The 13,924-nt window shown below is 55.1% G+C and carries 8 protein-coding genes; 4 read left to right on the forward strand and 4 right to left on the reverse strand.

Translation table 11 applies throughout. The annotated features are described in order from the left end of the window. Positions 1-385: 385 nt before the first annotated feature. The 3 genes from NB063_RS26205 to cls all read left to right on the forward strand — a co-directional run bounded on the left by NB063_RS26205 (position 386) and on the right by cls (position 5,886). The gene (locus tag NB063_RS26205) at positions 386-2,749 is read left to right on the forward strand and encodes a beta-agarase (RefSeq protein WP_250932005.1); all 2,364 of its coding nucleotides are present in this window, start codon (positions 386-388) and stop codon (positions 2,747-2,749) included. A gap of 213 nt (positions 2,750-2,962) precedes the next feature. Next, complete coding sequence (locus NB063_RS26210) at positions 2,963-4,234, forward strand: PQQ-binding-like beta-propeller repeat protein (protein WP_250932007.1); 1,272 nt, start codon at positions 2,963-2,965, stop codon at positions 4,232-4,234. Between the two features lie 182 nt (positions 4,235-4,416). Next, positions 4,417-5,886 (forward strand): cardiolipin synthase, encoded by a 1,470-nt coding sequence (cls, locus tag NB063_RS26215; protein WP_250932008.1) that lies wholly within the window; start codon positions 4,417-4,419, stop codon positions 5,884-5,886. 183 nt (positions 5,887-6,069) lie between these two features. Here cls and NB063_RS26220 read toward each other — a convergent pair whose 3' ends face one another. Further along, the gene (locus NB063_RS26220; RefSeq protein ID WP_250932009.1) at positions 6,070-9,441 is read right to left on the reverse strand and encodes an NACHT domain-containing protein; all 3,372 of its coding nucleotides are present in this window, start codon (positions 9,439-9,441) and stop codon (positions 6,070-6,072) included. A 598-nt stretch (positions 9,442-10,039) separates the two neighbouring features. Between NB063_RS26220 and NB063_RS26225 the strand changes: the two genes are divergently transcribed. Then, complete coding sequence (locus NB063_RS26225) at positions 10,040-11,110, forward strand: helix-turn-helix domain-containing protein (protein ID WP_250932010.1); 1,071 nt, start codon at positions 10,040-10,042, stop codon at positions 11,108-11,110. Here NB063_RS26225 and NB063_RS26230 read toward each other — a convergent pair. From NB063_RS26230 to NB063_RS26240, 3 genes are read right to left on the reverse strand one after another with little or no spacing between them, the layout of a single operon-like run. Beyond that, positions 11,058-12,023 carry a hypothetical protein gene (locus NB063_RS26230; RefSeq protein WP_250932012.1) on the reverse strand — a complete coding sequence of 322 codons (966 nt, stop codon included), beginning with the start codon at positions 12,021-12,023 and terminating at the stop codon, positions 11,058-11,060. The genes NB063_RS26225 and NB063_RS26230 overlap by 53 nt on opposite strands. Then, on the reverse strand, positions 12,020-12,739 hold the full coding sequence (locus tag NB063_RS26235) for a class I SAM-dependent methyltransferase (RefSeq protein WP_250932013.1): 720 nt from the start codon (positions 12,737-12,739) through the stop codon (positions 12,020-12,022). The genes NB063_RS26230 and NB063_RS26235 overlap by 4 nt, the downstream gene beginning before the upstream one ends. Next, positions 12,736-13,458, reverse strand: a complete 723-nt coding sequence (locus tag NB063_RS26240) for an N-acyl amino acid synthase FeeM domain-containing protein (protein ID WP_250932014.1) — start codon at positions 13,456-13,458, stop codon at positions 12,736-12,738. The genes NB063_RS26235 and NB063_RS26240 overlap by 4 nt, the downstream gene beginning before the upstream one ends. Between the last annotated feature and the right edge of the window lie 466 nt (positions 13,459-13,924).

Genomic DNA, 13,924 nt, shown 5'->3' on the forward strand with positions numbered 1-13,924 from the left:
TTCGGCGTAGGCCGGACCAAGGAGCCTAAGCGACGCAGTTCCGACACGACTGAGCAAGTGAATGCCGGAACTCGCAAAGCCTCGGTCCGGCCTACAGTTCGCGGCAGTTTCGCCAGATGATTCCTGCAGACCTGCTTAACAGGCATTCCTCACTGGAGGTCATAGACCATCGCCCGCAAAGTTTTTGGTCTCGACGGACGTGGATTGTTTTAGTGCTCTTTTTAGCGGTACGGCGCAAGCCGTCCGGTCCACTCACCGGACGGCTCGCGCCGTTCCGCTACATTTGAAATCCCGCACTAAAACAATCGACATCCCAAGAGACCGAGCTACGTCAACAGTGGCACTACCCAGCTACTCCCCACACCTTTTATTCAGTTAAGTTCCAATGCAATTCTTCATCCGACTCACATTGCTATTCTTTTCCGTCACCATGGCGGGCAGCTATTCAAATCACAGCTTCGCTCAAACACTCAGCAAAGAAGGTCAGGATCAAAAGGCGATCCATGACTACCTGTTTGACTCTTTCGTCGCTGGACGCGAAACTAAATTCGTCGGGTCTGGACGAGATCACGGCTTAAAAGAAGTCACGGTCATGGCGGAAACAAGGGAGATCCGGCACGGGGATGAGGTCTTACTCCCCAAAGGTACCGAGCGGGTTGCTGGGTTGTTTCGCCATTTCGCGTTTCACGGCAACCACCTTGATCGCATTAAAGAAGTTCACGTTTTTCCATTCTCACCTGACAAATCTCCACCTCGCAGCCAGCAGGTCACGGATTTTTACCGAGTCCAAATGCCTTCCATTCCGCTGAGCGACGTGCCACCGGATCGCATGAAGATTCGCTTTCTAATGAAAGACGAAGAGGCCACCTGTCGGATCGACGACCTGGTATTCATTGCCCAAAAACAAATACCGCCCGAGTTCGACACCATTCCGTATCGCGACCTCGGCTCGGAGTTCCCACGCGAGCGGGTTGAAATCAACATCGACACTAACAATGAACTGTCAATCGGAGGATCGTCGCAGTTGCAGCGAGAGCGTTGGTTCCGTATGCACGAAACGCCGGGCGTCGTCGATCAGTCATTTGAACGTTGGGCGTTGGAGCGAAATTTCTATCCCGGTCGTGGCGCTTTTAAATTTAATCCCGGCATCACGCGCGCCTGGGGAAACTGGGAACCACTGAAAGAGCGAGCGGATAAGCCCGGCGCCGCTGACTTGTCCTTCTTCGACCAATACGACGCGGGTGTGAGGCACCGAAACACCATCCCGGAGTTCAAGAAAATTCCATTCGCGTATTGTTTCAACGATTGGCCCGATTTCTTGTCGGTGCCGTTGGTCGGTCGTGGAACACCCAAGCCGGAGTATTTCGACGACGCCGCTGAACTTGCCGCAGCTTATGTCGAGGATCAAATCAACGACGGTGGATTCACCTCCGAATGGTGGGAGGTCAAAAACGAGAGCAGTGTGCAGTCCGAGTGGGCTCATCACTGGAAAGAAAATCAGGGAATCGATGGTTGGGGTTTGCTCGCGGACTTTCACAACCGCGTTGCCGATGCGGTGCACCAGCGGGCCTCAGAAGTGAAAGTTGGCGGTCCATCGTCGGCTTACATGCAAGTACAAATCAAAGATTTTGACCTCTATCGAAATCAAGCTCGCTTCATCGAAGAGACTCGTGGGCATATCGATTTTTTCTCGCATCACTTCTACGAAAATGCATTGATGCTCGGGGCCCATGAGCGTCGTGGTCAGGGCTATTCCAACTACTTGCTTGGGAGATACGAAGCGATCCTCGACATGCTGCGTGCCCACATGCACAAAGCAGACAACGTTCTTCCGATCCTGATTACCGAGTGCGGATCTCTGCAAAACGGTCGACAGCCTTCAGACAATTGGCTGCGTCTGCTTGCCTGGAACGCTTACCTGACTAAGTCCATGCAGCGTCCTGATCAGATCGACCTGTTCGTGCCGTTCGTATTCCTGCACATGTCGTGGAACCCATACAGCGGTGACGCGGCTTTCACGCCGAAGTCGGATCGCAAGAAACACAAGACTATCGATGATTTCGAACCCACCACGATCGCAAACTATTTCGAACTCTGGCGTGACTTTGACGGCAGACGTTTGCCGGTTGCATTCGATCAAGAGTGGCTCGACGTGGTTGCGGTGCATGACGGGAATCGAATCTCGATCGCGGTAACGAACATGGGCGGCCGTCAGATCGCTGTCGATCTCTCCGAGGTGTCCTCACGACTGGGGATCGGCAAAGCCACTCAGACGCGATTGAACTACCACAAGGGCGAGGTTGTTTTTGAGCCGGAACACACCGTCGATGCGACCGCCATTCCCGTCGACGTTAATGAAACAACCGTCATCCGACTGGTTGCCAACAAACCGTTCGCACCGGCGGGAGTATTGCGACAGGATCGCTGGTACGCGACGAATACTGCCGTCAAAAGCGATGGCGGCGACAAGTCATTCATCGTCAACACGGACAACGCTGAAACTGTCCAGCATGCCCGCCTCATCATCGGCGTTCATCGTCAGGGCGGTGTGAAGGAGCCACTGGTCGTGAACTTCAACGGAACCCCAATTCCCGTTGAAACCGGCGATGCGAACGAGTTTTCTGAATTCTTCGCACCGCTGGACGCATCCGTTCCTCCTTCATTGCTTCAGAACAGCAATCAAATAACGATCCAATCACAAAATGGAACGACAATTACATCTGTGCAATTGCTGACACACAGCAAGTGAACCGTAGTCGGTAAGGCAGCATGCGCCCCGCGGCGAGAGACGGGGCGTGTGACAAGTCAAGTCGGCAAATTGTTGCATGCCTGTACCTTCGCACACGGGGCTTCGTTCCAATTCGGTGTGAATTCCGCGAAACGCCAGTACTATGCTGAGTTGGCTTCCAAGGGTGCTACAATGCGCCCCCACTCAATAGCTTCCCCACACTGGCGTCCCGGAATGAGTTTATTGCGAAACGCTCCATCAACAATATTCCGTTTGATCTTGATCGGGACCGCACTTTCATCGGTCGTGCCGTTTGCCCGCGAAGCCCTTGCGGGTGACTGGCCACAGATCCTTGGCCCTGGACGTGACGGGCAGGCGGTGGACGAAAGCGTGTCACCATGGACGACGACGCCTCCGATCAAATGGCGGGTTCCCTGCGGTGCAGGCTACGCTGGCGTGGCGGTTTCCGATGGGAAAGTCTTCCTCTGGTATCGCGCCGACGACCAAGAGTTGCTCGACTGTTTGTCCACCGAGGACGGACACCTGCTGTGGCAAGCAAAATTCCCTGCCGTCTATCGGGGAGGGGTGGATGCCGATCGGGGCCCACGTTGTGTTCCCCTGGTTGGCGGCGAACAAGTGTTTGTTTACGGAGCCGCCGGTGACCTAAGTGCCGTCGCGATTGCCGATGGCAAAACACAGTGGTCTCGGCAATTGCGAACCGACTACGATGCCGAGGACGGATACTTTGGAGTCGGTAGTACCCCGCTCCTCGTTGGCTCGGCATTGATCGTCCCCGTGGGTGGTAGCGACCGGTCAGGACTGGTCGCGGTGAATATCGCTGATGGGAAAACGCGTTGGGCCACCGTCGACCAAGAGGCGTCGTATGCGTCACCGGTCACGATGCAGATCGACGGTCAAACACGCGTCATCGCGGTACTTCGCTTGCAAACCGTCATGATCGATCCTGAGACGGGCAACGTACTCAGTGAGTTTCCTTTCGGACAACGTGGGCCAACCGTCAATGCAGCCACGCCGCTCGTTGACAGTGAAAAACTCTTTGTGACCGCGTCCTACGGCGTCGGATGCCGAATGCTAGACATGACATCGAACCCGCCCAGAAATCTGTGGAGGGAGGGCGACGTGATCAGTAGCCAATACGCCACGCCTGTCCTAATCGACCAGTGGCTCTACGCGATCACCGGTCGCGAAGACTTTGGAACCGGCGAATTGCTGTGCGTGCGATGGTCCGATGGAGAAGTCGCTTGGCGACGCCCGGATTTCCAAACCGCTCATCTGATCGGCGTCGGCGACCGAGTCTTGGCTCAGCGTGTGAGTGGTCAACTCGAACTCTTTGCCGCCGACCCAAAAGAGTTCCGCTCGCTCGCGAAAACGGATCTGCCGGAAGGCACCTACCGAGCACTCCCGGCGCTATCAAATGGAACAATCTATTGCCGCCGAAACGTTTCGCCCACGCAAGGTGAACTTCTCGCGATTGAACTTGATTGAACAAGGCGGCAACTTGGACGATCTGATCCCCCGATGCGTTGGTCGATCAGCGGCTCGCTGACGAGTAATATTAACATTGCATTTCTGAGATCAACCGCGTCACGAGCGGGCATGACACCTCAGCACGATGCCCCGTGACACCTTTGTAATTCGCATTCACCCGGCAATCGATGACGCCTTTTTTGAGTCAAGCTCTTGCGAACGGTTGGGGACTCCTCCTTCCCGCCCTGTTCGTCCTGTTGCAATTGTTCGCAGCATTATCTGCACTGCACGCAATCCGGAACGTGCGAACGAGCCAAGCGGCGGTCGCGTGGACGGTTGGTTTGCTCACGTTGCCGTATGCCTTCGTGCCCGCCTACTGGATTTTGGCTCGCAATCGATTTGCCGGTTATCGTGAAGCCGTTCGCAGCGTCGGACGCCAACACCGGGAATCGCTCAGCAGTATCGAGCAGGAACTGTTAACACCGGTGGACACGAGGACCACATCGCTCGTCTCGCCGCTCGAACAAGTTGCCGATGTCCTGGATACTCCGATCAGCACGAACAATCAGTTCAGCTTGCTGGTCGACGGTCAACAATTCTTGGATGCCTTGCTAGAACAGATTGCATCCGCAGAGCACTATATCTATGCCGAATTCTATATCATCCGCGATGATAAGTTTGGCAATCGTTTTGCAGACGCACTGATCGCCCAAGCCGAATCGGGAAAGGTCGTTCGCCTGCTCTATGACGAGGTCGGGTGTATAGGACTGTCTGCTTCTTACATCCGTCGACTTACTGAAGCTGGCGTCGACGCGATACCATTCAACACCCGACAGGGATGGGTGAATCGGTTTCAACTGAATTTTCGAAACCACCGAAAATTGCTCGTCGTTGACGGGCAACGTGCCGTGACAGGTGGATTGAATATCGGTGACGAATACCTCGGCAATCATGACTGGGTAACACGGTGGCGTGACACTGCCATCGCCATACAAGGCCCTTTGGTGAGAAAAATCCAAGCCGTTTTTGCGGCGGACTATTACTGGGCCAAACGTCACGGGCTCCCCGAGGCAAAGTGGCAAGATCGCGATCCCAAAAGCGACAATTCAACAACCGAGTCAACCAGCTATTCTGCCATCTGCGCTACCGGGCCTGCTGATAATCGTGCCCGCGCGACAATGATGTTCGCCGCCGCAGCCAATGCGGCCACGGAACGTTTGTGGATCAGTACGCCGTACCTCGTCCCGGATGAAAGCACGGTCACCGCACTCTCCATGGCGCGTGCCAAGGGCGTCGACGTTCGGTTGCTAATCCCTAATCAGGCCGACCTATGGCTCGTCTACCTTGCGGGCTTTTATTACGAAGCGGAACTGAAATCGCTCGGCATTGAGGTCCATCGCTATACCGATGGTTTCTTGCACCAAAAATGTGTTTTAGTAGACGACAAGCTTGCGATTATCGGTTCAACCAATCTCGACAACCGTTCTCTGTATCTGAACTTTGAGATGATGGTGGCCATCGATCAGCCTGATTTCGTTCGTGAGGTCGCCGAAATGCTTCGCAAAGACTTCGCCTCTTCCACGGTCGCGAAGGTACCTGGCCCTCATTTGCAGCCTTGGTACGGTCGATTCGGTACCGTGGTCGCTCGACTATTCAGCCCGATACTGTAGCACACCAGCGACCTCACCTTTCATGGGACGTCGATTTAATCACTGCGGGATTTCAAACGTAGAGGAACGGCGCGAACCGTCCAGTAAAGCGGGACCGGACGGTTCGCGCCGTTCCGCTAAAAAAAGCACTAGAACAATCGACGTCCCTCGGCATGACGCCCCCGCGGACGGTCGTTCCGATGTTCAGCGAGGCTTTACCTTTTTGGTCCCAAGCCCGATCTGATGTAGGTGCGCGAGCAGTTCGGGATCATGCCGATACCGCTCAACGACCCGCGTCAAATTCTTTTTCCACGTACTAAAGCGAGGTGGCTTTCGATTTCCGTAACACGCGAAGAGTGATTCGCCGAGTGACGTTTCGTGATCTGATTCCATCACCGTACAAATCACACGATGAATTGTTTCGCGGTCAGAAAAATCTTGGCTGTTTCCGCTTTCGGAAATCACATGCCAATAACTCAGGAAATCACTTCGCTGCCGTGGCGGGAGTTGCTGCGCGATTTCGGTAATCGCTTCCGGTGTCGAGAACCGTACCGACGAGAGCGGATCGCCTACACGACTCGCAATCTGAACTCCTTCCGCGTTCACGATGTGATCGGCAAAGACGAGCCACTGGAACCGGAGCGATGCGGACTGCAACACCGCGGCAACGCGATCGCACTCACAATCATGTTGCAACAACTGGCTGGCGTCCCAAACCGCCAAACGTTCGCCCAGGTGCTGGACCAGCATCTCCAAGTGCCGAGACCAAACCCGATCGGAACCGTCGCGAGACGCCGACAACAGCTCTCCAAAAAGCGTTTTCCACTGCAACAAATCCGACGGCGATGAGCCTTCGCCGCACAGCGAAATTGCGGATACCAAACACTCTTCGTCTGGCGGATTCTTTTGTCTGATAAACCGCTCCATGTACCGCATCAATTCCTCCATGACACACGGATCAGCCAAAAAATCCGTACCGATCCGAGGACGCCTTCGCACCACGCTCGCAATCGCGTCCAACGTGACACGATCACTCTGTAGCAACGCGTTCAACGTCAATCGAGATAGAAACCGCTGCTTGCGTTGCATTTCTTCGTACGACCGCCTTGAGACGTTCTGACAATACGCCTCCAATGCGAGCCTCCGGTCGCGAACATTGGCGTCCTTGACGATCATTCTTTCGAGCCACTTGCGGTCTAACCAAACCGAGCGATCCGCTGACAACCGCAAAAGAGCGTTCGCAACGAGTGACTTTTGCGGAAGATTAGCGAGGTTTGCCAACGATTCGACTGGTCCCCGCACCGGGGTCGAGACAAGAGCCTCAATCGCGGCGGCGCGTACACGAGATCCCAAATCGGCCAAACAGGCGATTGATGCAACGACCGATGCACCATAGTAAAATGGCTGTCCCTCTAAAGACTTCAACAACGCCAACATGTCAGGATGAGAGGGATCGGTCAATGCGACTCGGCGGAGCAAGCGATCTCGCTCGTGAGGTGCCAATAGGGAACACGCTTTCGCATTTTCAGCCGAGCAATGATCCGCACCGGACAGATCATCACAACGATCCGTGTGCTCGGAAATCCATTCGTTCAACCCATATTCGCACACCAAATCGAACGGCGTGTGTCGCACCACCATCCGTAGCGTCGGCACATCGAAGTCTTGACGGACGCTCGCCGCTCGCAACAGGAAGTGGGCGTCCAAGTCAGCGAGAGTTTTGATTAACCTGACTCGCATTGGCGACGGTGGTCTACGAAGTACCGCCCGCAACAGACGGTCACAGATTGCCGCGATGAGACTGCGGGATTGATCATGTTTCCATCCCGCCACGATGGCAATTTGGGCCAGCCGGATAGTAACTTGATGATAGCGATCGTCTTGCCCGAACCAGCGTTCCGCCGATCGGTAACACACTTCACGGAACGCCCCCGGTAGCGCAGCGGCATATTGCAAAATCGCAAATTGACTTGCCGACAAAATCGATTGATCAAAAAAAGCGACCTGCTCCGTTTCGCTAAGTTCTTCGATCACATGCAATGCGACAAAAAACTTTTGAAATGAGTTGTGTAGAAATCGATACTCGTCGACGACCGTGTCCGCGCGATTGAGAAATCGACTTCGGAGAATCGGGGCTTCGGTCAAGCCAACCTTCTCGACCCGCCACTCCAGGTCACATCCGAAATAAATGTCGCCACCCGATCGCGACTTAAACCATGTGTCGTACGCCATCCGGCTGATCGCCCGGACATGCTCCGTCGACATCGTTGAGCACGTCCCCGGTTTGGAATTCTCGCGTTTGCGAATCCAGGCAACAATTTGCTGCAGCACGGTCCCCATGTTGATCCGTTGCGTATGATCGGCATGGTCGGCCAAGTACATCACCAACATGGCTAGCAAATACGGGTTGGTCGTCAACTCCCGCAGCTCCGATGTCGACTCGAGCACGCCAATGATTGCCCGCACCGATCGATCTGGAAAACGACTACGCAGCAAATTGCCAATCAGCGTTTCGGATTCTTCCGGCATTAAACTGTCTAACCGATAGACTCCGACCTGTCGCTCGCCGCAAAGAAGTCGCGGCAATCCCGCCGGACGTGAAGTGGTGAGAGTGACACAGTTTCGCGACTCGTCCTCGATTCGTTCAGCAATGATCGAACGCAAAGATTCCGGGACTTCATCCCAACCATCGAGTAACAACACGCACCGGGTTTGCTCCGACGCCAATTCTCGCAGACCTTCGGCAGCAAGCGAGGCATCCAGCCTCGGTTGGTCAAGAGTGTTGAAGAAGTACTCAAAGATCGAACGATCGGGATGTTCCTCCAGAGCGAGTGCATACGCGCCGAGATCGACCACGATCGGGATATCGAAATCGCGAACGCGTCCGCGAGTGACTTCTGCTGCTAACCATTGAATCAGCGTCGTCTTTCCGCTTCCCGGACCTCCGATGAGAACGCTCCGGCGAAACGTACGCGAGAGGACCGTCGACGCCGCCACCCTTGGTCGCGGACATTTGGGATCGGCTCCCTCGATCTCTTCGCGGACAAAAAGTTCGACGTACATCCGCTCAAGAGGCACGGCCAACTCACCCGGGACCGATGAAGGCAGATGGGTCCAACGACGACTCGTACACAACTGTTCTAACCAGCGTTTGATCCCATCCTCAAGATGTCGTTTCAACGACAGATCGGTCGACAGTCGTGAGGGGGTTTTGTGTTCGCTAGCAGAGGAAGCAGCGGAGGATTCGCCACCAAGAAACCGGGCGATCGCAGCGTGCACCTCGACGGCCGATCGGCGGGCAAACTTTTTCCGCAGATAGGCCCGGGCGCTCGACCGCAATGCTTCGACCGTTGGTGGTTGGGCCGCAGCAAATTGTTCTGACCAGCACGCCGCGATGGCGTCAATTTCATCACGGCAGCGATCTGGCACGACGTCGAGAAGAATCGCCAGACACTCGACGCGATCACGCAGCGCGGCGGGCTCATCCGGTCCCTGCCAACTCGGTGAAGTTCCCGATTCGACACCTGCCAGGAATAAGAATGCCTGTCTCAGTACGGAAGTTCGATCGGTAGTCATGGCAATCGAGGCACGACGAACGAGAGCCTGCGTCGACACCGAATCGTGCTGGGACGCCGAATCGAAGGAAGCCTCCTAAACGATCGACATCAGTTCGTCGACACGATGCTCTGCAAATCCAGAAGCGGCCAAATCCTTTTGCTACGTGTCATGGACAATGAAACGATCCCTCAGCCCCTCGTCCATCGTGGACGGTGCCCCACCGACCGTGTGGTTGCTGCAGCACAGCAATTACCGGTGATGCGTCTCAGAATACGCATACGTCACCTCCGTGTATGGCCCTGGTACGAATGTCCAGCTAGATTAAACATCCCATTTTGCACAATCCCCCCGAAGTCCAATTACATTGGATGAGCCTCCGGTGGAGAGGGCGTTTGCAGCTAGACGGTTGACCTCGGTTGGGTAAAAAACAGGGATACCGAACGGTTGAGAAGATGCCCCGAGTTGTCAAAAACACGTCTTGAGAACGTGTGATCGACCCGTCTCAAGCCGTCCGGCTCCCTGGTCGGAAAAGTTAATGGTATCGTGAAAACGATGTGCGCAAAAAAAGCGCAACCACGGTTATTTCCTGTCGCAAATTCTTAAAAATGGATCGTCGATGCCTCGGGGCAGCAGCAAAATTCGTCTAGCGAGAAAGAAACTCGGTCAATCGCAGCTTCAATTTGCTCTCAACGCAGGTGTTGGTGTACGCACGCTGCAGTTAGCTGAAGGCGGTAAGGACGAAGTTTCCGCCAAGACCCTCAAGCGAATCGCGAAAGCGGCGGGGCTGTCCCCAGACGCGGCCTGCTACCACGACGATGCACTTATCGACGACGACTTCGACAAACTGCCATGGTCGATGTCTCGGTTTATTCGCAAAAGGGTTGGTCCGGACAATAATTCGTTTTGCCGAGACGAAGCGGATGCCCAAGCCGTCATTGGCCAGATGCGGGAAAACTGGATCGTCCACCTCCAGAACACCAAACCAGAAGAAGACGAGACATTCTTTTTCGAGGCAGACAACAAGCTCAACGAGCACTATTTTTCCTACGAACAGCGTTACCTTTCAATTTGGGAAAAGAACCCCGCGACGCTAATGCTCGCATCTCATGGCGAAGAACGCCGTGGTGTGAGCGTTGTTCTGCCGGTCACCGACGAAGCCTACGAGCGATTCCATCGTGGTGAGATTTCGTTCATGGAACTGAGCGAAGATGACATTTTATTCGAGAGCCAAAATCTCGTTCTCGATTCGGCGGTTGAGTTTTGTGGAACGGGTAACCCGGCGTGGTACCGGTTCACCGAGAGCCTGAGCTATTCCGTCTTTTGCCAAATCGCGATGTTGTCGATTGATCCGACCGCCGAGGATTTCCGAATGATTTCCTTCGGGGCGAGTCCATTGAACTTCAAACGCTTGCTGTCGATCGGATTCCAAGATTCCGGCAGTGTCATGCCGGAGTTTCAGTACCCGATCTGTCATTTCGCAGCCCACGACAGTGAACTGACAGACAGATCCTACGTGCAGGCGACCACGACCACCCACTACGCCCATCTCTTCAAACGTTTTTGCAAAACGCCCTCGCGCGTCAGTGCAACACGTCACGTCGTCACCCGACTGCTGCGTGCGATGCAGCCGGCCGTCAAGCCGACGCGGATTGCTTCTCTTGGTGATTCGCAAAGGAGAATCGCTTGATCGGGTCTCGGTGCCATTGCGGTTTGCACTGCACCGAGCCTCCGAATTGCTCCCAGAAGCGGTGGTATCGGATTTCCTGCGTTGACGCGTTCGGATCCACCGACTCTCGGAGCTGGTACACCGTTCTTCTTGCGTCGGCATGTAGATAGCCGGTTCGTCGTCGCCACGCCGACGGCGACCAAGATTCCAAGTCACGGAACACCTCGGGACACATCCGTTCGCTCCCGTTTCGAATCTTCCAATCGCCATCAACCACCTCGGCCAGATCCTCGGTCGTCAGGACGCGATCCTCACGTCTCAATTGCAGTCGTCCACTACCACGTTCGATCGAAGTGAAGACATCGTCGGCGATCAATTGGTAGCGTGGTTCGCCGGATTCGAACCGGTTCATCGCGGCGAAACAGGTATGCCCGATTTCGGCAACGCCATAGCAATGCAGCACCTCGAGATCACATCCACACTCCGCGAGTTCTTCTGCAATGAACGACTCGAGTGAATGCGGCAGGTAATACCCACCGACCGCCCACAACACCGCTTTGGGCATTTCCAATCCGGCCGCAATGGTCTGCAAGATCATTTCGGCCCCCAGAAGTGGTTGCGCCGCCATGACGACTGGCCGCATATCCAACGCCGCCAACCGCATCGCTCGGATGAAGGTCGGCGGGTGCAAATACGTATCGACAAACGGCGCCATCCCCTGCAGCCCTAATGAGGCGGGGTAGGCGCTGATGATCAGCGAATCCGGGTTCAACCATCCCAACAACGACGGAAAAGCGCCGGTCAACTGCTGCAATCGTTGGCGATCGGATTCGCCCAGGATGCGAAACCCGTCGGGCGTCAGTGAAGACGAACCGGCGGCGTAGGACAACTGATTTGCGCCCAGATCGAAATGGCTACCACCGACTCGAATCATCGAACTTTCCCGTAGAGAATTTCGAACGGTGGCTCGGAACGCAAGTTAGGCAATCGGCCTTCTCGCACGAGCGTTGCTTTCACATCCCAAGTTGAAAGATCAAACCACGGGCTGAACGTTCGCAGCAAAAAGAACGGCTGCCAAATCTTCGTGCGGATCCACGTATCGTCGTAGGCAAACACTCCCTCGGTTGCCTCGGGCTGCTCGTGCGTCCATGCCTGATTCCACTGAAAGTCTTCGCGAGCGATGTCCTGAATGCGACGTGACGTGAAGGCGTCTCCCGGGACGACAAAGGAAACGAACCCACCAGGACGCAACAGCGACTTGATCTTCTTCGCCGCGCTGATCAGCCCTTCTTCGGTATGCACATGATTCCAATACCAGGCCGCGCTCACCAAATCAAACGAGCCTTCGGCCGCCTCAAAGTCTTCGAACGTCGAACAGTAATATTGGGTTCGCGGGTGTTCGTTTTGCGCGATTGCAATGTCGATCAGATCGTCCGAACTATCGACGCCGACGATCGAATGCGCGTAGGTCTCCAAAATCTTGGTCGACTCACCGTGACCGCACGCGATATCCAACGCCGCCTCGCAGGGTTCGGCCGACAATTCTTGGAGTGCGAGTTCGTGACAACGATGAACCGAATCATAGTAGTCGCGAACTTGATTCGCCTCGGATTTGTATTGATTGTAGTTCTTCCATTGATAGACAGTCATTTAATAATTCCTTGCGGTGACGAGGGGAGAGATGGCCAAACTGCGTTCGCTTGATCTTGGGTCGACGTTGGGGAAGAGATTGCGTTTTGATGGCAATGCTCCAAGACGATTTCCAACCACAGCGGATCACATAGGTCTTCGAACAGGTCGGAGAAAAAAGAACGGCGTGTCGGATCGGCAGACATCATCAAAGCGACACTTTGAGTCTCCAAAACGGGGTGAACAAAATCGGAGCCGGCAATAACATGGAAGCCCATGCGTCGGTAAAAGGGGACCAGGTTTTTCTCAGCGTTGATCAGCACCAATCGCGAACCCAAGCTGAGTTGATCTCGCCAAACGGCGCGGACCATCATGCGGAGAGTCTTCATCGACGAACAGCGACTGCGATGAATCCGAAACTTGCAGGTCGAATAGATCTCGTCCGCAAACGTCCGCAACACGCCGGGCGGGTAGGCATGTGCACAATCGATCTGCCCATCGGCGAGCCGCGTGGCGGTCATGGTTCCTACCGGTTGGTCGTCAACGAAGAGGCCGTAGTGATAGCTGTACCGATCGAACTCAAACTCGGCTCGTTCACCTTCGGCGCCGAGTCGCACGGTCGCGATCTGCTCATACAATGCGTTCCCGGTGCCAAAATCTCGTTGGATCGAAAGACAATCCTCGGGATCATGCGCGAGTAGACGAAACGAGGGCGAGTTGGCTGCAGTTCCGTTGCACATTTGATTGCCGCGTTGCAATGTCCCTCCGTTCTCAGTCGATCCTGAGCAGACGTTTGATCCCGATCAAAGTCGTGGGGCCATCGACACGGAAGGATGATCGATCGCCGCTCATCTCATGCAGACAATGACACGGCGAGACATCGCGGGGACATGCAGATGTCCCGCTCACGAGTTGCTCATCCTCGGTCACCACCGAAGCCGCAAAACGCAGAATAAAACGACCCATCGACACTCAGATGCTGCCCGCAACGTGCGTGTCGGGCGCACTAGAGCCCTCTATCGGGGCGGGAAAAAAACGGACATTTTTTTGACCACGTCTATCAAATGTCTCGTGTCCCTCTTTGGCCGACCTCGGCGTTTTTTGCGGGTTACCCCGCATAGCGACTAACGACCGGTTTGCTAGAATGAGGGGGCTGTTTCAGGGGTCAGGCTTCGGCCCGGATCGGGAAATGCCCCTTTCGATCCC

Source organism: Aporhodopirellula aestuarii, assembly GCF_023701485.1.
Lineage (GTDB): Bacteria > Planctomycetota > Planctomycetia > Pirellulales > Pirellulaceae > Rhodopirellula > Rhodopirellula aestuarii.

Excerpts from the sequence above, each read along its gene's own strand:
- NB063_RS26205 (WP_250932005.1), top strand. The coding sequence starts at position 386 with ATGCAATTCTTCATCCGACTCACATTGCTATTCTTTTCCGTCACCATG.
- NB063_RS26210 (WP_250932007.1), top strand. The coding sequence starts at position 2,963 with ATGAGTTTATTGCGAAACGCTCCATCAACAATATTCCGTTTGATCTTG.
- NB063_RS26220 (WP_250932009.1), bottom strand. The coding sequence starts at position 9,441 with ATGACTACCGATCGAACTTCCGTACTGAGACAGGCATTCTTATTCCTG.
- NB063_RS26225 (WP_250932010.1), top strand. The coding sequence starts at position 10,040 with ATGCCTCGGGGCAGCAGCAAAATTCGTCTAGCGAGAAAGAAACTCGGT.
- NB063_RS26230 (WP_250932012.1), bottom strand. The coding sequence starts at position 12,023 with ATGATTCGAGTCGGTGGTAGCCATTTCGATCTGGGCGCAAATCAGTTG.
- NB063_RS26235 (WP_250932013.1), bottom strand. The coding sequence starts at position 12,739 with ATGACTGTCTATCAATGGAAGAACTACAATCAATACAAATCCGAGGCG.
- NB063_RS26240 (WP_250932014.1), bottom strand. The coding sequence starts at position 13,458 with ATGTGCAACGGAACTGCAGCCAACTCGCCCTCGTTTCGTCTACTCGCG.